Origin of the sequence: Agrobacterium sp. 22094 (genome assembly GCF_052046015.1) — a bacterium.
In the GTDB taxonomy this organism is placed as follows: Bacteria; Pseudomonadota; Alphaproteobacteria; order Rhizobiales; family Rhizobiaceae; genus Agrobacterium; species Agrobacterium cavarae.
Map to the genome: position 1 here is coordinate 713,477 of NZ_JBQEPX010000001.1, position 24,868 is coordinate 738,344.

Annotated in this window: 21 protein-coding genes; 16 read left to right on the top strand and 5 right to left on the bottom strand. The window is 59.4% G+C overall.

What is annotated here, in order from left to right; translation table 11 throughout:
• Position 1 precedes the first annotated feature (1 nt).
• The 5 genes from murD to murB are packed head-to-tail and all read left to right on the top strand — an operon-like array spanning position 2 to position 6,088.
• Positions 2–1,411: a UDP-N-acetylmuramoyl-L-alanine--D-glutamate ligase gene (murD, locus tag ACTJK5_RS03375; RefSeq protein WP_440611843.1), complete on the top strand. Its 1,410-nt coding sequence runs from the start codon at positions 2–4 to the stop codon at positions 1,409–1,411.
• 4 nt (positions 1,412–1,415) lie between these two features.
• Complete coding sequence (ftsW, locus tag ACTJK5_RS03380) at positions 1,416–2,570, top strand: putative lipid II flippase FtsW (RefSeq protein ID WP_062426521.1); 1,155 nt, start codon at positions 1,416–1,418, stop codon at positions 2,568–2,570.
• A 7-nt stretch (positions 2,571–2,577) separates the two neighbouring features.
• A complete protein-coding gene (murG, locus tag ACTJK5_RS03385; RefSeq protein WP_062598587.1) occupies positions 2,578–3,714 on the top strand; it encodes an undecaprenyldiphospho-muramoylpentapeptide beta-N-acetylglucosaminyltransferase in 1,137 nt (378 codons plus the stop codon).
• Positions 3,711–5,126, top strand: a complete 1,416-nt coding sequence (murC, locus tag ACTJK5_RS03390) for a UDP-N-acetylmuramate--L-alanine ligase (protein WP_130979400.1) — start codon at positions 3,711–3,713, stop codon at positions 5,124–5,126. The genes murG and murC overlap by 4 nt, the downstream gene beginning before the upstream one ends.
• Positions 5,123–6,088 carry a UDP-N-acetylmuramate dehydrogenase gene (murB, locus tag ACTJK5_RS03395; protein ID WP_062426524.1) on the top strand — a complete coding sequence of 322 codons (966 nt, stop codon included), beginning with the start codon at positions 5,123–5,125 and terminating at the stop codon, positions 6,086–6,088. The genes murC and murB overlap by 4 nt, the downstream gene beginning before the upstream one ends.
• 125 nt (positions 6,089–6,213) lie before the next feature.
• Here the strand turns inward: murB and ACTJK5_RS03400 are convergent, their stop codons facing one another.
• Positions 6,214–7,518 (bottom strand): MFS transporter, encoded by a 1,305-nt coding sequence (locus tag ACTJK5_RS03400; protein WP_062426525.1) that lies wholly within the window; start codon positions 7,516–7,518, stop codon positions 6,214–6,216.
• A gap of 526 nt (positions 7,519–8,044) precedes the next feature.
• On the opposite strand from ACTJK5_RS03400, the gene ACTJK5_RS03405 reads away from it, so the two are divergent.
• The 7 genes from ACTJK5_RS03405 (at position 8,045) to recN (ending at position 17,353) form a co-directional block, all read left to right on the top strand.
• On the top strand, positions 8,045–8,971 hold the full coding sequence (locus ACTJK5_RS03405) for a D-alanine--D-alanine ligase (RefSeq protein WP_440611844.1): 927 nt from the start codon (positions 8,045–8,047) through the stop codon (positions 8,969–8,971).
• On the top strand, positions 8,959–9,888 hold the full coding sequence (locus ACTJK5_RS03410) for a cell division protein FtsQ/DivIB (RefSeq protein ID WP_313555313.1): 930 nt from the start codon (positions 8,959–8,961) through the stop codon (positions 9,886–9,888). Before ACTJK5_RS03405 ends, ACTJK5_RS03410 begins: the two co-directional genes overlap by 13 nt.
• Positions 9,885–11,219 (top strand): cell division protein FtsA, encoded by a 1,335-nt coding sequence (gene ftsA / locus ACTJK5_RS03415; protein ID WP_062426528.1) that lies wholly within the window; start codon positions 9,885–9,887, stop codon positions 11,217–11,219. The genes ACTJK5_RS03410 and ftsA overlap by 4 nt, the downstream gene beginning before the upstream one ends.
• 93 nt (positions 11,220–11,312) lie before the next feature.
• Positions 11,313–13,073 carry a cell division protein FtsZ gene (ftsZ, locus tag ACTJK5_RS03420; protein WP_062426529.1) on the top strand — a complete coding sequence of 587 codons (1,761 nt, stop codon included), beginning with the start codon at positions 11,313–11,315 and terminating at the stop codon, positions 13,071–13,073.
• Positions 13,074–13,370: 297 nt separating this feature from the next.
• A complete protein-coding gene (gene lpxC / locus ACTJK5_RS03425) occupies positions 13,371–14,330 on the top strand; it encodes a UDP-3-O-acyl-N-acetylglucosamine deacetylase (protein ID WP_062440558.1) in 960 nt (319 codons plus the stop codon).
• A 467-nt stretch (positions 14,331–14,797) separates the two neighbouring features.
• Positions 14,798–15,664 carry an outer membrane protein assembly factor BamD gene (locus ACTJK5_RS03430; protein ID WP_062426531.1) on the top strand — a complete coding sequence of 289 codons (867 nt, stop codon included), beginning with the start codon at positions 14,798–14,800 and terminating at the stop codon, positions 15,662–15,664.
• 15 nt (positions 15,665–15,679) lie between these two features.
• Positions 15,680–17,353, top strand: a complete 1,674-nt coding sequence (recN, locus tag ACTJK5_RS03435) for a DNA repair protein RecN (protein WP_440611845.1) — start codon at positions 15,680–15,682, stop codon at positions 17,351–17,353.
• Positions 17,354–17,379: 26 nt separating this feature from the next.
• On the opposite strand, the gene ACTJK5_RS03440 is transcribed toward recN, so the two are convergent.
• The 3 genes from ACTJK5_RS03440 to ACTJK5_RS03450 all read right to left on the bottom strand — a co-directional run bounded on the left by ACTJK5_RS03440 (position 17,380) and on the right by ACTJK5_RS03450 (position 19,251).
• Positions 17,380–18,147 (bottom strand): EAL domain-containing protein, encoded by a 768-nt coding sequence (locus ACTJK5_RS03440; protein WP_440611846.1) that lies wholly within the window; start codon positions 18,145–18,147, stop codon positions 17,380–17,382.
• Between the two features lie 110 nt (positions 18,148–18,257).
• Positions 18,258–18,620, bottom strand: a complete 363-nt coding sequence (locus ACTJK5_RS03445) for a VOC family protein (RefSeq protein WP_440611847.1) — start codon at positions 18,618–18,620, stop codon at positions 18,258–18,260.
• A 16-nt stretch (positions 18,621–18,636) separates the two neighbouring features.
• Positions 18,637–19,251: a LysE family translocator gene (locus ACTJK5_RS03450; RefSeq protein WP_333631556.1), complete on the bottom strand. Its 615-nt coding sequence runs from the start codon at positions 19,249–19,251 to the stop codon at positions 18,637–18,639.
• Between the two features lie 128 nt (positions 19,252–19,379).
• Here ACTJK5_RS03450 and ligA point away from each other — a divergent pair, with 128 nt between their 5' ends.
• From ligA to ACTJK5_RS03470, 4 genes are all read left to right on the top strand, one after another.
• Complete coding sequence (ligA, locus tag ACTJK5_RS03455; protein WP_440611848.1) at positions 19,380–21,554, top strand: NAD-dependent DNA ligase LigA; 2,175 nt, start codon at positions 19,380–19,382, stop codon at positions 21,552–21,554.
• 48 nt (positions 21,555–21,602) lie between these two features.
• Positions 21,603–22,505, top strand: a complete 903-nt coding sequence (locus tag ACTJK5_RS03460) for an aminoglycoside phosphotransferase family protein (protein WP_335322347.1) — start codon at positions 21,603–21,605, stop codon at positions 22,503–22,505.
• 197 nt (positions 22,506–22,702) lie between these two features.
• On the top strand, positions 22,703–23,755 hold the full coding sequence (locus ACTJK5_RS03465; protein WP_440611849.1) for a sensor histidine kinase: 1,053 nt from the start codon (positions 22,703–22,705) through the stop codon (positions 23,753–23,755).
• A 67-nt stretch (positions 23,756–23,822) separates the two neighbouring features.
• On the top strand, positions 23,823–24,215 hold the full coding sequence (locus ACTJK5_RS03470; RefSeq protein ID WP_335322349.1) for a response regulator: 393 nt from the start codon (positions 23,823–23,825) through the stop codon (positions 24,213–24,215).
• Between the two features lie 72 nt (positions 24,216–24,287).
• On the opposite strand, the gene ACTJK5_RS03475 is transcribed toward ACTJK5_RS03470, so the two are convergent.
• Positions 24,288–24,818, bottom strand: a complete 531-nt coding sequence (locus tag ACTJK5_RS03475; RefSeq protein ID WP_116492255.1) for a GNAT family N-acetyltransferase — start codon at positions 24,816–24,818, stop codon at positions 24,288–24,290.
• Positions 24,819–24,868 lie beyond the last annotated feature (50 nt).

The window sequence follows — 24,868 nt, forward strand, 5'->3', positions numbered from 1 at the left end:
GATGATCCCCGTCACCTCACTTGCGGACAAGAAGGTTGCTCTCTTTGGTCTTGGTGGCTCCGGCCTCGTGACCGCCAAGGCCCTGGTCGCCGGCGGCGCCGATGTCGTTGCCTTTGATGACAACCCTGACAGTGTTGCTAAGGCGCAAAGCGAGGGTATTCCGACTGCTGACCTGCGCACGCTGGACTGGTCGAAGCTTGCCGTTTTCGTGCTGGCGCCGGGCGTGCCGTTGACACATCCGAAGCCGCACTGGTCTGTGGATCTTGCCAAGGCGGCGGACGTCGAGGTAATCGGCGATATCGAGCTTTTCGTTCGCGAACGCCGCGCGCATGCGTCGAATTGCCCATTCATTGCCATCACCGGCACCAATGGCAAATCCACCACGACGGCATTGATTGCGCATATTCTGAAATCGGCAGGTCGCGACACACAGCTTGGCGGCAATATCGGCACGGCTGTTCTCAGCCTCGACCCGCCGAAAGCAGAACGCTTCTATGTCGTCGAGTGCTCGTCCTATCAGATCGATCTCGCTCCGACATTGAACCCGACCGCTGGTATTCTGCTCAACCTGACGCCGGATCATCTCGATCGCCACGGCACGATGCAGCATTATGCCGATGTGAAGGAGCGTCTGGTTGCAGGAAGCGATACCGCCATCGTCGGTGTCGATGATAGCTACTGCACGCTGATTGCCGATCGCATAGAACGTGCTGGCGTGAACGTCACGCGGATCTCCAAGCGCAATGTCGTGGCGGAGGGGCTTTATGCCGAAGGCAGCCGGATCATGAAGGCCGCGGGTGGCACGTCGTCGCTGCTCGTCGATCTTGACGGCATCCAGACGCTGCGCGGCAGCCACAATGCCCAGAACGCGGCCGCTGCGATCGCGGCTTGCCTGGCGGTCGGCATCTCCGAAGATGAGGTGAGGGCAGGGTTGACATCGTTCCCGGGCCTGAAGCATCGCATGCAGCCCGTTGGGCGGCGTGGCAATGTCACCTTCATTAATGACAGCAAGGCGACCAATGCAGACGCTTCGGCACCGGCGCTCTCGAGCTACGACCGGATTTACTGGATTGCCGGCGGCTTGCCCAAGGCCGGCGGCATCACCAGCCTGTCACCGCTCTTTCCCCACATCGCCAAGGCCTATCTGATCGGCGAGGCGGCGGCGGAATTTGCTGCGACGCTGGGTGAGGCGGTGCCTTACGAGATCTCCGGTACGCTGGACAAGGCGGTACAGCATGCCGCGACCGATGCCCTTGCCGATGGTGCGAGCGGCAATGTCGTGGTGCTTTCCCCGGCTTGCGCAAGTTTCGATCAATATAAGAATTTTGAAATACGTGGTGATTCGTTCGTTTCCCACGTCGCTGCACTCGATGGTGTGACGATGCTGGTGGAAGTGCAAAAGGAGCACTGAAGACATGGTAAGCCGTACTGACCGCGGTCCAGTCGCGGAGTGGTTCTGGACAATCGACCGCTTTTTCCTGGCGGCCTTCATTGCTCTCATCGGCATTGGCCTGATGTTGTCCTTTGCTGCGTCCCCCGCAGTTGCCGAGCGCATCGGTCTCAACAGCTTCTTCTTCGTCGAGCGCCAGGCGATGTTCATCGTCCCGTCGCTGGCGATCATGATCGGTCTGTCGTTTCTGTCGCCGCGCCAGGTGCGGCGCGTCGCCATCGTGCTGTTGATCGCCTCACTGCTGATGATGATCTTCGCTCTGTTCTTCGGCATCGAGGTCAAGGGTGCTCGCCGCTGGATTTCAATCGGCAGCTTTTCCATCCAGCCATCCGAATTTATGAAGCCGGCCTTCGTCATCGTCTGCGCCTGGCTTTTTGCCGAGCGCGCTCGTCATCCGGAAATTCCTGGCAATCTTTTCGCCATCATCACCTTCGGCATTGTTGCAGCCCTTCTGATTGCACAGCCGGACTTCGGGCAGACGATTCTGACATCCGTCGTTTGGGGCGGCATGTTCTTCATGGCTGGTGTGCCGTGGTTCTGGATCATCATGCTTGGCGGTCTTGGCGTCGGCGGCATCGTCACCGCCTATCTGATGCTGCCGCACGTTGCGGGTCGTATCGACCGTTTCTGGACGGGTGAGGGCGACACGTTCCAGGTGGACACGGCGCGTGAAGCGATCATTCGCGGCGACTGGTTCGGCCAGGGACCGGGTGAAGGCATCGTCAAGCGCATCATTCCCGATAGCCATACCGACTTCATCTTCTCCGTTGCTGCGGAAGAGTTCGGCATCGTCTTCTGCATGGCCCTGGTTGCGATCTTCGCCTTCATCGTGCTGCGCGGCTTAAGCCACGCCTTCAAGGAAAAGGACGATTTCGTCCGCTTTGCGGTGGCTGGTCTGGTTCTCCAGATCGGTATCCAGTCGATGATCAATATCGGCGTTAATCTCGAACTCATGCCGGCCAAGGGCATGACGCTGCCGCTGATTTCCTATGGCGGTTCTTCGATGATGGCGATATGCGTGACGGCTGGCTTCCTGCTGGCGCTGACACGACACAGGCCCGAGAAGCGCGCACAGGAGCGCAGCTTCTTCCGCGTCGGCGCGGGTCTTCCTGCGGAGTAAAAGAGTGATGAGCAAGGGTATCGTTTTGCTTGCCGCCGGTGGAACCGGCGGCCATGTTTTTCCGGCGGAGGCACTTGCCTATGAGTTGAAGGCGCGCGGTTACTCCGTGCATCTGGTGACCGACAGCCGTGCCGAGCGCTATGCGGGCAAATTTCCTGCCGACGAAATTCACGTCGTGCCGTCTGCGACGATCGGCTCGAAGAACCCGATCCGCGTCATCAAGGCGCTTGCCACGCTCTGGACCGGTCTTCGCTCTGCGCGCAAGCTGATGACGCGCTTGAAGCCGGTTGCTGTCGTTGGTTTCGGCGGCTATCCGACAGTGCCGCCGCTTCTCGCCTCGACCGGCATGGGTGTTCCTTCGCTGCTGCATGAACAAAATGCCGTCATGGGCCGCGCCAACAAGGCGCTGGCGAAGCGGGTTAAGGCGATCGCCGGGGGCTTCCTGCCGGAGAACCAGGGCGAGTTCGGTGACAAGATCGTCATGACGGGCAACCCTGTTCGCCCTGCGGTGCTGTCTGCTGCCGAGATTGCCTATACGCCATCTCAGGCGGGTGAAGATTTCAACCTCGTGGTGTTTGGCGGAAGCCAGGGCGCGCAGTTTTTCTCGGCAGCCGTTCCGGCGGCGATCTGCCTTTTGCCCAACGATCTGCGCAACCGCATCAAACTGACCCAGCAGGCGCGCGTCGAGGACAAGGACAGCGTTGTCGAATCCTATAAGAAGCTTGGCGTGAAGGCGGATATCTCGCCCTTCTTTGGCGATATGGCCGAACGGATTGCGCAAGCCGATCTGGTGATCAGCCGATCCGGCGCTTCGACCGTCTCTGAGCTTTCCGTGATCGGACGGCCTTCGGTGCTCGTTCCCTATCCGCACGCTCTCGATCACGATCAGGCGGCCAATGCGGCGGCTCTTTCTGCCGCAGGCGGTGCCAGCGTCATCAAGCAGCCCGAGCTTTCGCCAAAAGCACTTTCTGCTCTGCTGGCGGATGCGATGAACGACCCGGCGCGACTGGAGAAGACTGCCGCTGCCGCCAAGGCAACCGGCAAGCCGGATGCCGCCAAGCGCCTTGCCGATCTTGTCGAGGCGATTGCCGCAGGGACAAGCGTTCAGCAATTCAAATCGAAGAATGAAGGAGTGCATCCATGAAGATGCCGAAAGCCATCGGTCTTGTCCATTTCATCGGAATTGGCGGCATCGGCATGAGCGGCATTGCCGAGGTGCTGCACAATCTCGGCCATCGCGTCCAAGGGTCCGATCAGGCGGACAGCGCCAATGTGCAGCGTCTGCGTGACAAGGGTATCGAGGTTTTCGTCGGTCACAAGGCCGAGAACCTGGGTGATGCGGAAGTGGTCGTCGTGTCGACCGCCATCAAGAAGAACAATCCGGAACTGGTTGCGGCGCGCGAAAAGCACCTGCCGATCGTTCGCCGGGCCGAAATGCTGGCCGAACTGATGCGCTTTCGCAATGCGATCGCCATTGGCGGGACGCATGGCAAGACCACGACGACCTCCATGGTGGCGACGCTCTTGGAAGCCGGCAATCTCGATCCGACCGTCATCAATGGCGGCATCATCAACGCCTATGGCACCAATGCCCGCATGGGCGAGGGTGAGTGGATGGTGGTGGAGGCCGATGAGTCCGATGGCACCTTCCTGAAGCTTCCCGCCGATGTGGCGGTCGTGACCAATATCGACCCGGAGCATCTCGACCATTACGGCAATTTCGAAGCCGTTCGCGAAGCCTTCCGCCAATTCGTGGAAAACGTGCCATTCTATGGCTTCGGCGTCATGTGCCTCGACCATCCAGAAGTACAGACTCTGGTCGGCAAGATCGAGGACCGCAAGGTCATCACCTATGGTGAGAACCCGCAGGCCGATGTGCGCTTCTCCAATGTCCGCATCGACGGGACAAAGTCCATCTTCGACGTGGAGATCCGCCGTCGCCGCACGGGCAAGGTGTTTTCCTTCAAGGATCTCGTCCTGCCGATGCCCGGCCGTCACAATATCTCGAACGCCACGGCGGCGATCGCCGTTGCCAACCGCCTTGGCATTTCAGAGGCCGATATCAAGAAGGGGCTCGGCTCCTTCGGTGGGGTCAAGCGTCGCTTCACGCTGACGGGGGAATCCAACGGCGTTCAGGTCTTCGACGATTACGGTCATCATCCGGTGGAAATCAAGGCGGTGTTGAAGGCCGCACGTGAGGCCTGCCAGGGCCGTATCATCGCCGTGCATCAGCCTCACCGCTTTACGCGCCTGTCGAGCCTTTTCGAGGATTTCGCCCATTGCTTCAACGATGCGGACACGATTCTTCTTGCTCCGGTTTATGCTGCGGGTGAAGATGCCATCGAGGGCGTGAACTCCGAGACGCTGGTTTCCGCAACCAGAGCTGCGGGACATCGCGATGCCCGATACCTCGCCTCGCGCGACGATCTGGCAAAGACGGTCGCAGCCATTGCGAATCCGGGTGATTTCGTGGTTCTCTTGGGGGCTGGTAATATTACGCAGTGGGCGGCGGCGCTGCCCTCGGAATTGGATAGCATTTCAGGAAAGTCTGCATGAGACAGGTGGATGGGGTAAAGTTGCTGGGAAGGCTCGGCGACGGAGTAAAGGAACTAAGAGGACGTGTGACGCCGGACTCGCCAATGGACCGCGTGACGTGGTTCAGGGCCGGTGGTCTTGCGGAATTGATGTTCCAGCCCCACGATACGGATGATCTCATCACCTTCCTCAAGCTTCTGCCGGACGATGTTCCGCTGACAGTCGTTGGTGTCGGTTCCAACTTGCTCGTGCGTGATGGCGGCATTCCAGGCGTGGTCGTACGTCTGTCCGCCAAGGGTTTCGGTCAGGTGGAGCTTGCGGGTGAGAACCGCATCAAGGCCGGTGCCATCTGCCCGGACAAGCATATCGCTGCCATGGCAATGGACAACAGCATTGGCGGCTTCCATTTCTACTACGGCATTCCAGGCTCCATCGGCGGTGCGCTGCGCATGAATGCCGGCGCCAATGGTGGCGAGACCCGCGATCGCGTTGTCGAAGTCTACGCATTGGATCGAAAGGGCAACAGCCATGTGCTCTCCAATGCCGATATGCAGTATAGCTACCGCCACTCGGGCGCGGACAAGGATCTGATCTTCACCGGTGCGCTGTTTGAGGGCTATCCGGAAGACCGTGCGAAGATCCGCGCCGACATGGACGCTGTGCGTCATCACCGCGAGACGGTTCAGCCGATCCGCGAACAGACGGGCGGCTCCACCTTCAAGAACCCGGAAGGTCATTCCGCCTGGGAACTGATCGACGAGGCGGGTGGTCGCGGCATGGTGATCGGCGGCGCACAGATGTCGTCGCTGCATTGCAACTTCATGATCAATACCGGCCACGCGACGGGCTACGATCTCGAATATCTCGGTGAAGCCGTGCGCAAGCGGGTCTTCGAAAATTCCGGCATTCGGCTGGAATGGGAAATCAAGCGCCTTGGGCTTTTCATGCCAGGCCGGGAAGTCGAGCCGTTTCTCGGCGCATAGGCGCCGTCATTAGCAATCAAAGAAAAGCCCGCGAAGTCAGAAACTTCGCGGGCTTTTTTGTGAGCTTGATTCAGGCTTCAAGCGGCGCACTATCGATGATGATGCGCCGCCCTTATCCGGATCGCTTATACTTCGTCCTTGCCGGAGGCGAGGATGCAGATCAGCGTGATGACGGCAGCAAGGCCCAGATAGTAGCCGACGGCTGCCATGCCGTAAGTCGTCTGCAGCCACGTCGCGATGTAAGGAGCGAGCGAGGCGCCGACGATGCCTGCGAAGTTGAAGGTCAGCGATGCGCCGGTGTAGCGCACGCTGGTGGGGAAGGGTGCCGCGAGTGCTGCACCGATCAGCGCATAGGTCATGCCCATAAGCGCCATCGCAGAAGCCGCGAAGATCGCAACGCCTGCTTCACCGCCGCCCAGCAGAACCGGAAGCAGGAAGGAGAAGGCAGCAATCAGGACCGTGATGACGATCAGCGACAGGCGACGACCGACCTTGTCACCGACGATGCCGGTCAGCGGAATGAAGATGCCGAAGACGACGGCGCTGAGAATCTGGATTTCCAGCGCGTCGAGGAAGGGGATCTTCAGAACCTTGACGTTGTAGGACAGCAGCCAGGCGGTTGCGATGTAGAACAGCACGAAGGTGACGAGTGCTACGAAGGTGCCGAGGAACAGGCTGCGCTTGTACTTGGTGAAGATCTCCTTGGCAGGCACCGCAACGCGCTCATGCTTGTCGATGGCCTTCTGGAAGGCAGGTGTTTCCGAGATGGAGAAACGGACCCACAGACCAACGGCGATCAGCAGCGTCGAGGCGATGAACGGAATACGCCAGCCCCAGGAGATCAGCGCTTCATTCGACATGACATGCAGCAGCAGCCAGAAGATGCCGGAGGACAGGAAGAGACCGACCGGTGCGCCAAGCTGCGGGAACATTGCGTACCAGTTGCGTTTGCCAGGAGGCGCGTTTTCCGTTGCCAGAAGAACGGCACCGCCCCATTCGCCGCCGAGGCCGAAGCCCTGACCGAAACGGCACAGTGCAAGCAGCAGCGGAGCGAGAACGCCGGCGGTCTCATAAGATGGCAGAAGGCCGATCACGACGGTGGAAATGCCCATCGTCAGAAGAGCCGCAACGAGCGTTGTCTTGCGGCCGACGCGGTCACCGTAATGGCCGAACACCAGCGCGCCGAGCGGACGGGCAAAGAAGGCGATCGAGAAGGTAGCGAAGGATGCAAGCAGCGCCGTCATCGGATCGCTGTTGGGGAAGAACAGCGTCGGAAACACGAGCACGGCTGCGGTCGCATAAACGTAGAAATCGAAGAATTCGATGGTCGTGCCGACCAGGCTGGCAGTGAGAACTCGTGCAGGCGAATTTGTCTTTACATCGTTCGGCTTGTCAGCTGTCGGCGATACAGGCGATATCGCGTCAGTCATTATATTCGTTCCATTGTTAAGTAGGACTTATGACCTTCAAGAGGCTGCGGTTGCGTTAACGCAATTTTCGATCCTTTGAAACGCTTAAAGCGCAATAAGCAGCAAAAAATACGAGGGAAGGCAGGGTGTTTCCGTTCGTGGCGACTTCAACCGGATTGTCGTTTGCCCGTGATCGGCGTGACGAACGGTGTCGCGAGGCGGTGTCAAAAACCCTGGGGACAAGCCGGCGATCTTAACGAATCGATCTTGCTTTCGATGCCGATGCTCAAACTCCGCGCAACGATTTTATTTGGTCCGGTTGAAATTCTGAATCTTGCATCGACCGCAACACTCTGATTCCAAGGAAGGAATCCGTGCCTCATGTGATTCTTTAACAAAAATCGCATCGCGGGCCGTCTCGGTTAAGGAAAGTAAACGCTTCGTTAACCTTAATGACGTTTAAGTGTCTCGTACGGGTCGGGCGAGAGAATCGCGAACCATTCCGGTTCCGGTGCCTCGTCTGAAATTTCAGGTGTTAGAGGTTTTTATGAGCGGCAAGCACGTAGCTGTTCTTATGGGTGGGTTTTCTGCGGAGCGGCCGGTCAGCCTCTCGTCGGGAGAGGCTTGCGCGTCCGCGCTGGAAGGCGAGGGCTATAAGGTCACGCGTGTGGATGTCGACCGTAACATCGCTGCCGTTCTTGCGGATATCAGGCCCGATGTCGCCTTCAATGCGCTGCATGGTCCATTCGGTGAAGACGGTACGATCCAGGGCATTTTGGAATATCTGGAAATTCCCTATACGCATTCGGGTGTCGCGGCGTCTTCTCTGGCGATGAACAAGTCGCAGTCCAAGAAGATTGCCGCTGCCGCTGGCATTCCTGTCGCTGCTGAAAAGCTGATGAACCGTTTCGATATCGGTTCAGAGCATCCGATGGCGACGCCTTACGTCGTCAAGCCGGTCCGCGAAGGCTCGAGCTTCGGTGTCGTCATCGTCAAGGAAGATCAATCTCATCCTCCGCAAGTGCTGGGCTCGACCGAATGGCGTTATGGTGATTCGGTCATGGTCGAGCGCTATGTTCATGGCCGTGAAATGACCTGCGGCGTGATGAATGGCGAAGCTCTCGGTGTCACGGAAGTGGTGCCGCTCGGCCATAATTTTTACGATTACGACGCGAAATACGCCAAGGGTGGCTCAAAGCATGTCATCCCGGCGGAAATTTCACCGAATATTTACCAAAAAATCCAATCATTGGCAGTCATGGCGCATCAGGTGATTGGCTGCCGTGGCGTGAGCCGTTCGGATTTTCGCTACGACGACCGTTTCTCAGAAGATGGCGAACTTATCTGGCTGGAAATCAATACCCAGCCGGGCATGACGCCAACCTCCCTCGTGCCCGAAATGGCGGCTCATCAGGGCCGTTCCTTTGGTGAGCTTGTCCGGTGGATGGTGGAGGACGCGTCGTGCTTGCGGTAAACGGCAAAAGATCGACAGCTAAAAAACGTGCGAACAGCGCATCGGTCAGTGCGGACGATCGCCTCGTCCTTCCGCGTCCGCTGCGTCGTGTGTTCCGTTTTTGCGCCAGCCTTGCGACGGGGCGCATTCACATTCCGGCTCACACCGGTACGGCATCGACGCTGGTATTTTTCTCTGCCGTTGGTCTCTATGGCATGTCGCTTGGTGGCCACACGGAACTGGTCGCTCAGGCGACGACCTCTGCTGCCGGTTTTGCCGTCGAAGACGTGAAAGTCTCCGGCAATCTGCAGACGTCGGAGATCGAAGTCTTTCAGCTTCTCGGTCTCGATGGCGCGACGTCGCTGATCGCGCTTGACGTCAATGCAGCCCGCAAGAAGCTGACCGAGCTTCCCTGGGTCGAAGATGTCGAAGTGCGCAAGGTCTATCCGAAGACGATCGAAGTTCGTCTGAAGGAGCGCCAGGCTTTCGGCATCTGGCAGCACGGTTCGGAACTCTCGCTGATCGAAAAGAGCGGCAGCGTGATCGCGCCGTTGCGGGACAACAAATATGCCGGCTTGCCGCTGTTCGTCGGTCGTGACGCCGAAACGGGTGCCGCAGGTTTCGTCGACGAGTTGGCCGACTGGCCGGAAATCCGCAACCGCGTTCGCGCTTATGTGCGCGTCGCCGGTCGCCGGTGGGATTTGCATCTCGACAACGGGATCGTCGTCAAGTTGCCGGAAGAAAATGTGCCGAAGGCGCTGCAGCTTCTTGCTCGCCTCGACATGGAGCAAAAAATCCTCTCGCGCGATGTCGCAGCAGTTGACCTGCGCCTTTCCGACCGCACCACGGTGCAGTTGACGGAAGGTGCGGCCGAGCGTCGCCAGACTGCCGTTGACGCCCGCAGCAAAGCCCTCAAGAAAGCGGAGAAGAGCACATGAGCTTATTCGGTTCTTCTCAGTTCGGTCTTCCGCGCCTGAAGCCCTTGTCGTCGAAGCGCAACCATGTGGTTTCGGTTCTCGATATCGGCTCCACCAAGGTGGTCTGCATGATCGGCCGCCTGACCCCGCGTCAGGAGAGTGAAGTTCTGCCCGGTCGCACCCATAAGGTGGATGTGATCGGCATTGGTCATCAGCGCTCGCGTGGCGTGAAATCCGGTGTGATCGCCGATCTCGATGCGCTGGAAGGCGTCATTCGTCTTGCCGTCGATGCGGCCGAGCGCATGGCGGGCCTGACAGTCGACAGCCTGATCGTCAATGTGTCGGCTGGCCGTCTGGCAAGCGATATCTACACTGCCTCCATCGATCTCGGCGGCCAGGAAGTGGAAGCCGGCGATCTGCGCAAGGTCCTGATTGCCGCAAGCCAGCAGTCGCTGCGCCAGGATCGCGCGATCCTGCATTCTCTACCGACGGGCTATTCTCTGGATGGCGAGCGTGGCATTCGCGATCCGCTTTCCATGTATGGCGACCTGCTTGGCGTGGACATGCATGTTGTCACTGCTGAGCGCACGGCGCTGAAGAACCTCGAGCTCTGCATCAACCGCGCACACCTGTCGGTCGAAGGCATTGTTGCCACTCCCTATGCCAGCGGTCTTGCGGCACTCGTGGATGACGAAGTCGAACTCGGTTGCGCTGCCATCGACATGGGCGGCGGCACCACGACGATTTCGGTTTTCGCCGAAGGTCGCCTGGTTCACACGGATGCTATCGGTCTTGGCGGTCATCACGTCACCACCGACCTCGCACGTGGTCTTTCCACGCGCATCGAGGACGCCGAGCGTCTGAAGGTCGTTCACGGTTCCTCGCTTGCCAATGGTGGCGTGGACGATCGCGAGATGATCGCCGTTCCGCCGATCGGCGAGGATGATCGCGATCAGCCATCGCAGGTTTCGAAGGCACTGGTCAGTCGCATCATTCGCGCTCGTATCGAAGAGACGCTCGAACTGATCCGCGACCGTATCCAGAAGTCCGGTTTCAGCCCGATCGTGGGCAAGCGCGTGGTGCTGACGGGTGGCGCAAGCCAGCTCACCGGTCTGCCGGAAACGGCGCGTCGCATTCTGGCTCGCAATGTGCGCATCGGTCGTCCGATGGGCGTGGCGGGCCTGCCGGTTGCGGCCAAGGGCCCGGCCTTTTCCACGGCTTGCGGATTGATGATCTATCCGCAGATCGCGGACATTGAAATTCACGCGGCGCAGAGCGGAATGTTCTCGCCGTTTGGAATGGGCAGCGGGCGGATCGCCCGTGTGGGGCAGTGGCTGAAAGAAAGTTTCTGATCCTTTTCCTGCGTATCACGGAAGAGGAATGAGTGAAGTTCAAAGAAATTGGCCAGCGGGGCGTTGCCGGCCATCAAAAGAAGGAATGGTAAAATGACGATACAGCTGCAAAAGCCGGATATCACCGAGCTGAAGCCACGCATCACCGTTTTCGGTGTTGGCGGCGGTGGCGGTAACGCTGTCAATAACATGATCACGGCAGGTCTGCAGGGCGTCGATTTCGTCGTCGCCAACACTGACGCGCAGGCCCTGACGATGACGAAGGCCGACCGGGTGATCCAGCTCGGCGTCAACGTCACCGAAGGTCTCGGCGCTGGCTCGCAGCCGGAAGTCGGTCGCGCTGCTGCCGAAGAGTGCATCGATGAAATCATCGACCACCTGAACGGCACCCACATGTGCTTCGTCACCGCTGGCATGGGCGGCGGCACGGGCACGGGTGCGGCTCCGGTCGTTGCACAGGCTGCCCGCAACAAGGGCATCCTGACGGTCGGCGTTGTTACCAAGCCGTTCCATTTTGAAGGTGGACGCCGCATGCGTCTGGCCGAACAGGGCATCGAAGAGCTGCAGAAGTCTGTCGATACGCTGATCGTCATTCCGAACCAGAACCTCTTCCGCATTGCCAACGACAAGACGACCTTCGCCGATGCCTTCGCAATGGCCGACCAGGTTCTCTATTCCGGCGTTGCCTGCATCACCGATCTGATGGTGAAGGAAGGTCTCATCAACCTCGACTTCGCCGACGTTCGCTCGGTCATGCGCGAAATGGGCCGCGCAATGATGGGTACGGGTGAAGCGTCCGGCGAAGGCCGCGCAATGCAGGCTGCGGAAGCGGCTATTGCCAACCCGCTGCTCGACGAAACCTCGATGAAGGGTGCACAGGGCCTCCTGATCTCCATCACCGGTGGTCGCGACCTGACCCTCTTCGAAGTCGACGAAGCTGCAACGCGTATTCGCGAAGAAGTCGATCCGGATGCCAACATCATCCTCGGCGCGACTTTCGACGAAGCGCTCGAAGGCCTCATCCGCGTTTCCGTCGTTGCCACCGGCATCGACCGTGTACCGGGCCAGATGGAAAAGAACATCGCCGAAATGCGTGCAGCCGCCGCTGCAGCAGCAAAGCCCGTTATCCGTCCCTCCGCGGCCGTTGCATCCGCTCCGGCCGCAGTTCAGCCTGCCCCAGTTATGCAGGCACCAAAGTCCGTAGATCCGATTGCTCAGACCATCCGCGCTGCGGAAGTCGATATGGAGCGCGAACTGGCTCTGGCCGCTGCTGAACAGCAGTTGCGCCAGGCACAGGCAGAAGCCGAGTTCCGCCCACAGAGCAAGCTGTTCGCATCTGCTCCGGCCGAATCGCCGGTCGTTGCTCGCCCCGCAGCACCGGTTCAGGCTGCTCCGGCACCTGTATACCACGCTCCGGAGCAGGTCGCAGCGCCGGCTCCGCGCATGGCACAGCCACAGGCTCAGGTTTATCATGAACCAGCTCCTGTCGCGCGCCAGCCGGAGCCGGTTCGCATGCCAAAGGTCGAGGACTTTCCGCCAGTGGTGAAGGCTGAAATGGATCACCGTGCACAGGTTGCTCACGCAGCGCCTGAAGAGCGCGGCCCGATGGGTCTGCTGAAGCGAATTACAAATTCGCTCGGCCGTCGCGATGAAGAAGAAACTGTTCCTTCCGACATGATGGATGCTCCGAGCCTTGCTCCGCAGCAGCGCCGTCCGATGTCTCCGGAAGCGAGCATGTACGCACCGCGTCGCGGCAACCTGGATGACCACGGTCGCCAGTCGCCGGCTTCTTCCAGCCATCACGAAGACGATCAGCTCGAAATTCCGGCCTTCCTGCGCCGTCAGTCGAACTGATCGGATAGCCGGTCGGTGAACCGATCAGGCGATTCTGCGTTAAGCGAATACCCGGGTCTGAAAGGCCCGGGTATTTGTGTTTCACTGCCTCGGTGCAAGGGTGCTTCTCTCAATTCTTTCAAATGCTTGAGTCTGTAACAAAGCGAAATCAACAGTGATTTGTGATGGCGCTGCAGTGTGCGTATGTAAGAACATGGGAATGGGAAATAACGTCTCCGTGAGCGCATCATTTCCCCTCTTTTGACTTCGGACCAAGCCGGCATTTCTGGCGGGGTCACATGAAAAGGCTTGATACGCATGACCATCGGATTGCTCGGTTTTCAGACAACTATCGCCAACCCTGTTCAACTCAAGGGTATCGGCGTGCATTCGGGCAACCCGGCTTCCATGACGTTTCAGCCGGCGGAAGCCGGTACCGGCATCGTCTTCAGCCGCACGCTGGAGAATGGTACCGTGGTGGAAGTGAAGGCGGTTTCTGCCAATGTCGGCAACACCGATCTTTGCACCGTGATCGGCCGTTCGCCCGCACAGTCCGTTGCTACCGTCGAACATGTCATGGCAGGCATCTACGCCATGGGCATCGACAACCTGATCGTTGAGGTCGACGGTCCGGAAGTGCCGATCATGGATGGCAGCTCCGCACCGTTCATCGAAGCGATCGAATCGGTTGGCATCGTCAATCTCGGCGTAAAGCGCCGCTACATCCGCGTCATCAAGCCGGTTCGTATCGATGCTGGCGCATCCTGGGCGGAGTTCCGTCCGTATGATGGTACGCGCTTCGAAGTCGAAATCGATTTCGATACGCCGCTGATCGGTCGCCAGACCTGGAAGGGCGACCTGACGGCTGAGACGTTCAAGAACGAGCTTTCGCGTGCTCGCACCTTTGGCTTCATGCGTGATGTGGAGCGCCTGTGGGCTGCCGGTTACGCGCTCGGCTCCTCGCTGGAAAATTCGGTTGTCATCTCCGACGACCATACGGTCATCAATATGGAAGGCCTGCGCTACGAGAAGGAAGAGTTCGTTCGTCACAAGACGCTCGACGCCGTTGGCGATCTGGCGCTGGCCGGCGCACAATTCATCGGCTGCTACCGCTCCTATCGCGGCGGTCACAAGGTCAATGCGAACGCGCTGAAGGCGCTTTTGAGCGACCCGACCGCCTATGAGATCGTCGAGGCGCCTGCCGCGCGTCAGCCGGTCGTTCGTGCGCGTGAATTCGTGGCGATCAACCAGCCGGAATTTGCGCCCTGGTCCGCATAAGATCATAATTCTATTCGACTTTTCATAAAGGCTGTCCTCCAGGCAGCCTTTTTTCTTTTGTCCGTGCTGAGGCGTGATCGAGTGCTGCCGAAGGGCGGTGGCGTTGCCAGCTGGAAGGCTGGCAAAAGCGATGATAATCGTCAGAGAGTTTCTTGAGGTGAAGGCGTTTTGACGGGAATTGTTTGCCGTGGCAAAGGTGAGCGGCTTTTCTGTACCTGTGGGTACGCTCTTCGACAATCACCTTCGGCGCAATGGAAATCTGCTCCGGCAGAACGCTTCCATTTAATAAGGAAACGCTCTAATAGGAGTTGCAAGGGTGGAGGCCGGGATTATCGCGTTTCATGCGTGAGCCTGCCATAAAAATGCGTTAATGCGTCATCATTGCGTTGCCCTGCTGGTGCTTTTGCGGCTAGAACCGCCTGCGAAAGCCTAAGCTCTGTAGTGACGCGGGAAGTGGGAACTGTCGAATGAAGCGTGTAGGGTCTGGTGCAATGAATGGAACGGTGCGGGTTGGGCTCGTATCGCTGATGCTGCTTGGCGCCGGAACGCTGGTCACTGCCTGCCAGTCCGATCCCGATATCGACATTACCAAGCTCGGCGTTGAAACCGATCCGCCGGATGTGCTTTACCGCCAGGCGCTTGCCAATATGAACAAGGGCAACATGACGGAAGCCGGTCGCAAGTTCACCGCGATCGACAAGCAGTACCCGTTCACAGAGTGGGGCCAGAAGGCTCTGGTGATGAACACCTTCATCGCCACGCGCCAGAACAAGAACGAAGCAGCGATCACATCCGGTCAGCGCTTCCTCAAGCAATATCCGCGCGCCAAAGACGCAGCCTACGTTCAGTACATGATCGGTCTTGCTTACTCCAAGCAGATCGCCGACGTGACGCAGGACCAGCGCGCCGCGCAGCGTACCATCGAAGCGATGAGCAAGGTGGTCAACGACTATCCGAATTCGGAATATGTCGCCGATGCGCAGGCGAAGATTCGCTTTGCACGCGACCAGCTTGCCGGTCGCGAAATGCAGGTCGGTCGCTATTACCTAGAGCGCAAGGAATATCTGGCTGCTGTGTCCCGCTTCCGCATCGTCGTGGAGCAGTACCAGAACACCAACCAGATCGAAGAGGCGCTCGCACGTCTCACAGAAGCCTATTACGCCATGGGACTGGTGGATGAAGCCCAGACGGCCGCTGCCGTTCTCGGCAACAACTACCCGGACAGCCAATGGTATGCCGATTCCTACAAGCTCTTGAAGGGCCAGGGTCTGGAGCCGCGTGAAAACCGCGAATCCTGGATTTCCCGCGCCGGCAAGAAGCTGATCGGAGCCTAAGGCAAAGGCGTTCCCATGCTGGTCCAGCTTTCGATCCGCGACATCGTTCTGATCGAACGGCTCGACCTTGGGTTCGAGGCCGGCCTCTCCGTGCTGACCGGCGAAACCGGCGCCGGTAAATCCATTCTTCTCGATAGCCTGTCGCTTGCCCTTGGTGGGCGTGGCGATGGCGGTCTCGTGCGCCATGGCGAAGATAAGGGGCAGGTGACGGCCACCTTCGAAGTTGGCATGGATCATCCTGCGCGCCTGCTGCTGCGCGAAAACGGTCTCGACGATGATGGCGATCTGATCTTTCGTCGCGTGCAATCCGCCGATGGGCGCACCAAGGCCTATGTGAACGATCAGGCCGTATCGGTGCAGATGATGCGCCAGCTTGGCCAGCATCTTGTGGAAATTCACGGGCAGCATGACGATCGGGCGCTGGTGGACACCAATGCGCACCGTGCGCTTCTCGATGCCTTTGCAGGCCTCAGCGATGAGGTTGTCTCCGTTCAAGGCCTCTACCGCACCTGGAAGGACGCCGAGCGCGGCTTGAAGGTGCACCGCGCCAAGGTGGAGGCGGCTGCCCGCGAGGCGGATTATCTGCGCTCGTCCGTCGAAGAGTTGGAAGCGCTTTCTCCCCGCGATGGCGAGGAGGAGGAACTGGCGGAACGCCGTTCTGTGATGCAGAAATCCGAACGCATTGCCGGCGATATCGCCGAGGCCAGCGAATTCCTGAACGGCAATGCCTCGCCTGTGCCGATCATCGCCTCGATGATGCGGCGGCTGGAGCGCAAGAGCCATGAGGCTCCGGGTCTGCTCGAAGACACCGTGCAACTGCTCGACGCCGCGCTCGACAATCTTTCCAATGCGCAGATGGAAGTGGAAGCGGCGCTTCGCCGGACGGAGTTCGACCCGCGCGAGCTGGAGCGCGTCGAAGAGCGTCTCTTTGCGCTTCGCGCTGCAGGCCGCAAATATTCCGTTCCCGTAAGCGATCTCCCAGCGCTGGCCGAGCGCATGGTGACGGATCTTGCCGACCTGGATGCCGGCGAAGAAAAGCTGGCGAAGCTCGAAGCGCAGCTTGGCGTCGTGAAGGCCGATTTCGACCGAGCGGCGCTGTCGCTCTCCGACAAGCGGCGCAATGCGGCGGCGGCGCTGTCAGACGCGGTGATGGCCGAACTTCCGGCCTTGAAGCTGGAGCGGGCGCGTTTCACCGTGGAGGTCACAAGCGATGCGTCGTCGGCGACGGCAGACGGTATCGATGTGGTAGAATTCCACGTTCAGACCAACCCCGGCACCCGACCCGGTCCGATCATGAAGGTGGCGTCCGGCGGCGAGCTTTCACGCTTCCTGCTGGCGTTGAAAGTGGCTCTTGCCGATCGCGGTTCTGCACCGACACTGGTCTTTGATGAAATCGACACGGGCGTGGGCGGTGCCGTGGCGGATGCCATTGGCCAGCGGCTGAAGCGGCTATCAAAGACAGTTCAGGTCTTGTCGGTGACCCATGCGCCACAGGTGGCGGCACGTGCCTCAACCCATCTGCTGATCGCCAAGGGGCCGGCAGGCGATGGCACCGAGCGGATCGCCACCCGCGTTGCGACCATGCAGCAGGAACATCGCACCGAAGAGATTGCGCGGATGCTCGCCGGTGCATCGGTGACGGATGAGGCGAGGGCGGCCGCTGCGCGGCTGCTGGCCGCGCAGGACTGAGCCCTCGATCGACGCTTTCTTTAAGATTATGCGGCAGGCGCCAGCACATCCGCGATCGTGCTGGGCACGGTTATGGATTCGAAGGCGGGCTTTGCCAGGAGATATCCCTGCATCAGGTTGACGCCAAGGTCGCGGAGTGCTGAAAGTTCGTCAGCTGTTTCGACGCCCTCGCAAAGTGGTGTGATGTTCAGATCGGCCAGCATGTTCAGCGTGTTGCGCAGGATCACGCGTCTTACCGGATCGCGGTCGATGCCGCGGATCAGGTCCATGTCGAGCTTGACGATATCGGGCTGGAAATGAGTGAGAAGGTTGAGGCCGGAATAGCCTGCGCCAAAATCGTCGATCGCTGTCATGAAGCCGATGTCCCGGTAGGTGCGCAGGATGTTCAGCACATGCACCGAGTCCAGCTTTTCGGTTTCGGTGAACTCGAAAATGATGCGGTTCAGCGGGAAGCCGGTCTTCATGGCGGTTGCCAGTGTCAGGCGGATGCAGGCGCGCGGCTCATAGACGGCGTTCGGCATGAAGTTGATGGAGAGCTTGGTGGTGTCCGTCGGATCGAATAGCCGCGCGGCAAGCTCAATTGCCTTGACCCGGCATTGCTGATCGAACGTATATCGGTTGCTCTCGTCGACCTTTGACAGAACCGTTCCCGCACCCTCGCCATTTGGGCCACGCACTAGCGCTTCATTGGCAAACACGACGCCGGTGTTGACGTCGAAGATAGGCTGAAATGCCATCGAGAATGGGAAGTCGAGTTCTTTGCCGTCGCGGCAACCTTCACATTTTGTCGACATGTCCGCCTTTTCTCCGTGATTTTTGCGGACAATCTAGCCGGGTAGTCTTAAGTATTCGTGTGAAGAAGATGCTATATCTGTGTACAAAAACGTACGGTTCGAGGGCGCTCTCAACCCTCTTCTTCGTGAGACAGGATATTGATCAGCCGGCCGAAGGGATCACGGAGGTAGAAGCGCCTCACGCCCCACGGCTCATGGGCAGGGCCATATTCGAGCTTCAGGCCTGCCGCTTTCACACGCCGAAGCACCTCCTCAAGATCGTCAACCTCAATCGACAAATCCGGGACGGGGGTTCCTGATCCGCCTTGCGTCGCGATGCTCACTTGAGGTCGCACCTCGATTATGGGCGCTGCGAAGGTGACGATCCAGCCATGGTCCATGACGAGGTCGAGGCCGAGGATATCGCCATAAAAGGCTTGGGCGGCTTTGACGTCCGGGGTGGAGATATTGGCGATGATCCTTTTGACGACCATGATCGCTTCGCCCTTTTCAGCGGCTGGCCGCAACAGCCACGCCGGAGCCGATCATCACTCCGCCCGCCACGCGGTTGACGCGGCGAACGATGCGTTCCGAGCGCAGCAGCTTTCGTGCTCTCACAGCAAGCAGCACGTGCCCGCCGATCACCACAACCTCGACGCAAAGAATGACGGCGGCGAGCGCTGCCAGATGATCGACGGTCAGCGATGCACCGACGATATTGGGCAGGAGCGCGACATAGAAGAGCGGCATTTTCGGATTGCCGAGATTGAGGACGAAGCCGGTGAGGAAGATGGAGAAAAGACCACGTCTCTCGCTCACGGGCTGAAGCTGCGGCACGACCGCCGGTGCAGTCCACATCTTCACCCCCATCCAGATCAGATAGGCCGCACCGCCATAGCGTAGAACCGTCATGGCAACGCCCATTTCCTGCGCGATCAGCGACAGACCGAAGGCGGCCAGCGTAAGAAAGATAAGAATGCCTGCAACGGTACCAAGCCCATAGGCGATGCCGGAGGGCGCGCCATGGGTGATGGTTCGCGCAACGATGGTCATATTGTCGGGGCCGGGACTGGCTGCGAAGACGAAGAAGGCAGCGGCAAAGGCAATCAGGGTCGTCATGTCCATGGGCGGCTCCGGAACAGAGGCATTATCCGGGTGTTCAGAGTAATCGATTCCGTCCTGATGAAAAGGGGCCGTTTCGCCTGCTCCAATAATTGGATAAAAGCTCAGGCAGATTCCCGAATGAGGCCGCCATGTCGAACGACCAGACACCCGTCGAAAACCTGACCGAGCTTGAAGCGTCTTCCGAGCTTGCATTTCTCGCGGCGGAAATTGCGCGGCACGATGCGCTCTATCACGGCAAGGATCAGCCGGAGGTTTCGGACGCAGAGTATGATGCGCTGAAACGGCGCAACGATGCGATCGAGGCGGCTTTCCCGGCACTGGTGCGCGCCGACAGCCCATCGAAAAAAGTGGGCTTTGCGCCGCTGCCGACTTTTGCGCCCATCGTCCATGCGCGCCCGATGCTCTCACTCGACAACACCTTTTCGGATGAGGATGTCGCCGACTTTGTCGCCTCGGTCTACCGCTTCCTCGGGCGACTGCCGGATGATTCGATTGCCTTCACCGCCGAGCCGAAAATCGATGGGCTTTCCATGTCCATTCGCTATGAACGGGGCAAACTGGTGACGGCGGCGACGCGTGGCGATGGCACGACGGGTGAGAATGTCACCGCCAATATCCGCACCATCAAGGAAATCCCAAACGAGCTTCCCGCTGGGGTTCCGGAAGTGGTGGAAGTGCGTGGCGAAGTCTATATGGCCAAGAGCGACTTTCTGGCGCTGAATGCGCAGATGGAGGCGGAGGGCAAGCAGACCTACGTCAATCCGCGCAACACGGCGTCCGGATCGTTGCGCCAGCTCGATCCGAATGTCACCGCACGGCGCAAGCTGAAGTTTTTCGCCTATGCGCTGGGCGAGGTCTCCAACGGCGGTCAGCCGACGCGCATTTCAGACACGCAGCATGGCATTGTCGAAAAGTTCCGCGACTGGGGTTTTCCCGTCAACCCGTTGATGAAGAGATTCACCTCCGCCCAGCAACTGCTTGAACACTATCATGAAATCGGTGTTGCCAGACCGGACCTCGATTACGACATCGACGGCGTCGTCTACAAGGTTGATGAGCTTGATCTGCAGGAACGTCTCGGCTTTCGCTCGCGCAGCCCCCGCTGGGCAACGGCGCATAAATTTCCTGCCGAGCAGGCTTTCACCACCGTCGAGGCGATCGACATTCAGGTCGGTCGTACCGGCGCGCTGACGCCCGTTGCGCGGCTGACGCCGATTACCGTTGGCGGTGTGGTGGTGACGAATGCCACGCTGCACAATGCTGATTACATCGAGGGGATCGGCAATCACGGTGAGCGTATCCGCCCCGAGGATCACGATATCCGCATTGGCGACACCGTCATCGTCCAGCGCGCTGGCGATGTCATTCCGCAGGTTCTGGATGTCGTTCTGGAACGGCGACCCGACAATCTGAAGCCTTATGAGTTTCCGAAAAAGTGCCCTGTCTGCGGCAGCCATGCGGTGCGCGAGCGCAATGAAAAGACCGGCAAGCTCGACTCGGTCACACGCTGCACCGGCGGCTTTGTCTGCCGGGCGCAGGCGGTGGAGCATCTCAAACACTTCGTCTCGCGCAATGCCTTTGACATTGAGGGGCTCGGCACCAAGCAGATCGAGTTCTTCTTCGAGAGCGAAGATCCCGCGCTGTCGATCAAGACCGCTCCCGATATCTTTACGCTGAAAGAACGGCAGGAGCAGAGCCACCTCACCAGGCTTGAGAATATCGATGGTTTCGGCAAGGTCAGCGTCAAGAAGCTGTTCGATGCCATCGATGCTCGCCGCGAAATCGATCTGCACCGGCTGATCTTTGCGCTCGGCATTCGCCACGTGGGGGAAACGACCGCGAAGCTTTTGGCCCGCAGCTATGGCACCTATGCGCATTTCGAGGAGTCGATGAAGGCTGCCGCTGATTCGTCCGGCGACGCCTGGAACGAACTGAACAGCATCGATGGCATCGGTGAAGTGGTGGCGCGCGCCATTGTGGAATTCTACAAGGAGCCCCGCAATCTCGATGTCATCGACCGGTTGATGAAGGAGCTTCGCCCGAAGGAGGCGGATAAGCCATCGACGGAGGGAAGCCCCGTTGCTGGAAAGACGGTGGTCTTCACCGGCTCGCTGGAAAAATTCACCCGCGACGAGGCCAAGGCGCGGGCGGAAAGCCTTGGCGCCAAGGTCGCAGGCTCGGTGTCGAAGAAGACGGATATTGTCGTGGCGGGTCCCGGTGCCGGATCGAAGCTCGACAAAGCGCGCGAGCTTGGCGTGCAGACCATGGATGAGGATGAGTGGTTGGCTTTGATCGGCGGGTGACGATGCTGACGTCATCCGGGCGGTCTGGCTAAAGACTTAGGGGGCCTTATGAGCGATCGGCTGGATGTATCGATCGAGACAGTGGTGCGGCTGATTGCCGAGCAGTTTCCGCAATGGGCCGACCAACCGGTCAGTCCTGTGCGCCATAGTGGCTGGGACAATCGCAGCTTCCGTTTGGGCGAGGCGATGCTGGTGCGCCTGCCGAGCGCTGCGGGCTACGTTCCTCAGGTGGAAAAGGAGCATCGCTGGCTGCCATATTTGGCAAAGCGCCTGCCGCTGCCCATCCCGGAGCCACTGGCAAAGGGCAAGCCATCGCAGGGCTATTCCTTTCCATGGTCCGTTTATCGCTGGCTGGACGGTGAGCCACTGGCGCTGCAATTGCCCGGTACTGATCTGGTGCAACTGGCCCGTGATGTCGCGGCATTCCTGAGCGTGCTCCATGCCGTCGATGCCAGCGACGGGCCGCCTGCGGGCGCACACAATTTCCACCGCGGCGGTTCACTGCTGGTCTATGACGCGGAAGCGCGGGCCGCGATTGAGGCGGTGAGCGATGAGGTGGATGCAGGCCTCGCGCGGGAGATATGGGAGGGCGCTCTCAAAAGCCACTGGCAGGGCAGGCCGGTCTGGGTGCATGGCGACCTCGCCGAGGGCAATCTTTTGATGCAGGACGGCAGGCTCTCTGCCGTCATTGACTTTGGCAGTTCAGGTGTTGGCGATCCCGCTTCCGATCTCATCATAGCCTGGAATGTGCTCGATGCCCAAAGCCGCGCCGTTTTCAGGCAGGCGCTTCCCCTCGATGCTGAGACATGGCAACGCGGTCGCGGCTGGGCGCTGTGGAAGGCGATGATCGTGCTTGCGGCAGAGCGGGGACGAGACGCGACACTGAGCGAATGGTCACGCAGGACCATTCGCGACGTGATGGCGGACCACCTGGAGCACAGTAGGTCTTAACGAAGCCTGGCCATCAGATAGCAATCGGCATAGATGGGCTAAACGGCTCGTGCCCCATCTCTTCCGCCGGCAGAATTGATGCAAGCCCACGGACAAGGCGTGTTACGATGCCAAGTCGAACTTGGCTTACCAGCTGTTCGACGCACCTGCCGAGTCATGACTTGCGCCGTGAGTCTTCGGCCCTCGGGGGCCTCTCTATGACACAGACACCAACAGTGCATTTCGAAGCGGCAAGCACACTTGCCGTGGTAACATCGTCCAACGAACCGCTGCTTTTTCTGTCCGATGATCTGAGGATCATCGCAGCGAGCGCATCCTTCTGCCGAGCATTCGAGATTGCCCCGGCCTCCGTCACAGGCAAGCGCCTCGGCGAACTCGGGCACGGGGAATGGGCGATGCCCAGGCTCGACTCCTTATTGACGGCGACGATTACCGGCAGTGTTAGAATCGATGCCTATCAGATCGATCTGAAGCGACCGGACCAGAAGACACGACAGTTGGTCATCAATGCGAGAAAGCTCGACGACGGCGACCTTGAGCATATTCGCCTGCTTGTCGCCATCACCGACGTGACCGACATGCGCGCTGAGGCTCGCCTGAAAGACGATCTGGTTCGCGACAAGGCCATCCTTCTGCAAGAAGTCCAGCACAGGGTCGCCAACAGCCTGCAGATCATTGCCAGCGTCCTGATGCAGAGTGCGCGTCGCGTTCAGTCGGAGGAGGTCCGCGGGCATCTCCATGACGCCCGTCACCGCATCATGTCGATTGCAGCCCTGCAGCGTCAGCTCTCCACCTCTGCCGGCGGCAGCGTTGCGCTGCGTGCCTATTTCACGCAGCTTTGCCAAAGTCTCGGCGCATCGATGATCGCGGACCCCGAGCGGCTGTCGATCCAGGTGACAGTCGAAGACAGTACTGTCCCGGCGGATGTCTCTATCAGTCTGGGTCTGCTCGTTACCGAACTCGTGATCAACGCGCTGAAGCATGCCTTCAGCGACGATCGGAACGGAACGATCGAGATCAACTATCTATCTTCGGGCAAGGACTGGACCCTTTCTATCTCCGACGACGGAATTGGAATGCCTATCGGTAAAGAAGCGCCCAAGGCCGGGTTAGGCACCGGTATCGTCGAGGCACTCGTCAAGAATCTCGAAGGTGAATTGACGGTAAGCGATGCTTCTCCAGGCACAGTCGTGACGATCAGGCATACGGAAAGGTCAGGCCTTCGGACCGACTTTTCGCCGGCGGCATAGGGATGCATCGGTTCTGGAAAAGCCCAGGGCTGCAGAACTGCAGCCATTCTCATACAGCGAGTGAACAATGAAGAACGGCAAATCCGTCGTCCTGATCGTGGAAGACAATACGATAATCCGCATGAGCGCAGTCGATCTCGTCTTGTCGGCGGGTTACGAAGCGCTGGAGGCTGGCGACGCCGACGAGGCGATCCGCGTTCTCGAAGGGCGCGAAGACATCGATCTCGTATTCACCGATGTCCAGATGCCAGGGACGATGGACGGCATCAAACTGTCCCACTACATCCGCGATCGGTGGCCACCCTTGAAACTGATTGTCGCTTCCGGTGCAGCCATCGTCGAAGAAAGCATGCTACCGGTCGGAAGCCGCTTCTTTTCCAAGCCCTATAACGACCTCACCATCACCGAAGCAATGGCGCGCCTGCTTGCGAGCGACGACCCGAAGGCCCTCTCGCTCTGAAGCTGCAACTTGCGAATGGCCACGCTGGACCATTCGCGACGTGGTGGCGGACCACCTGGAGCACAGTGGGTCTTAACGAAGCCTCGCCATCAGATAGCAGTCGGCATAGACGCCATTTCGAAGAGCGTATTGCCGCATCGTGCCTTCCTTCTCGAAACCGAACTTCTCGTAAAGCCGGATGGCGGGCGCGTTGTCGGTGAAGACGTTGAGTTCGATCCGTTTGAGATCGTGCCAGTTATCGGCCGCGTCCAGTAGGGTTTTGATGAAGAGCGTTCCAAGCCCCTTGCCGGTAAAGTCGTCATGGATGCCGAGCCCTAACGAAGCGGCATGGCGCCTGCGACCCCGCTCCGCGTGGAGGCCAGCATTGCCGATCAGTCGACCGCGCCATTCAGCAACGATCATGATATCGGCTGGTGTAAGGGATTCCATATATCGGCGAGTATGAGCAACGCTCTGAAACGGCTGGCGAAGGGTACCGTAGCGGACGCCCGGCATGTTCAGGACTTCTGTCAAGGCTTCCGCATCATCCGGACGGAAACCACGGATGATGACGTCATCGAGGGAAAAATCGGCGGGTGAGGGTGGTTCCTGGGATTGCGACATGCTGTTTCCTTTCAATCGGAAGAGCAGGTGCATTCTGTTGCCCTGCTGCT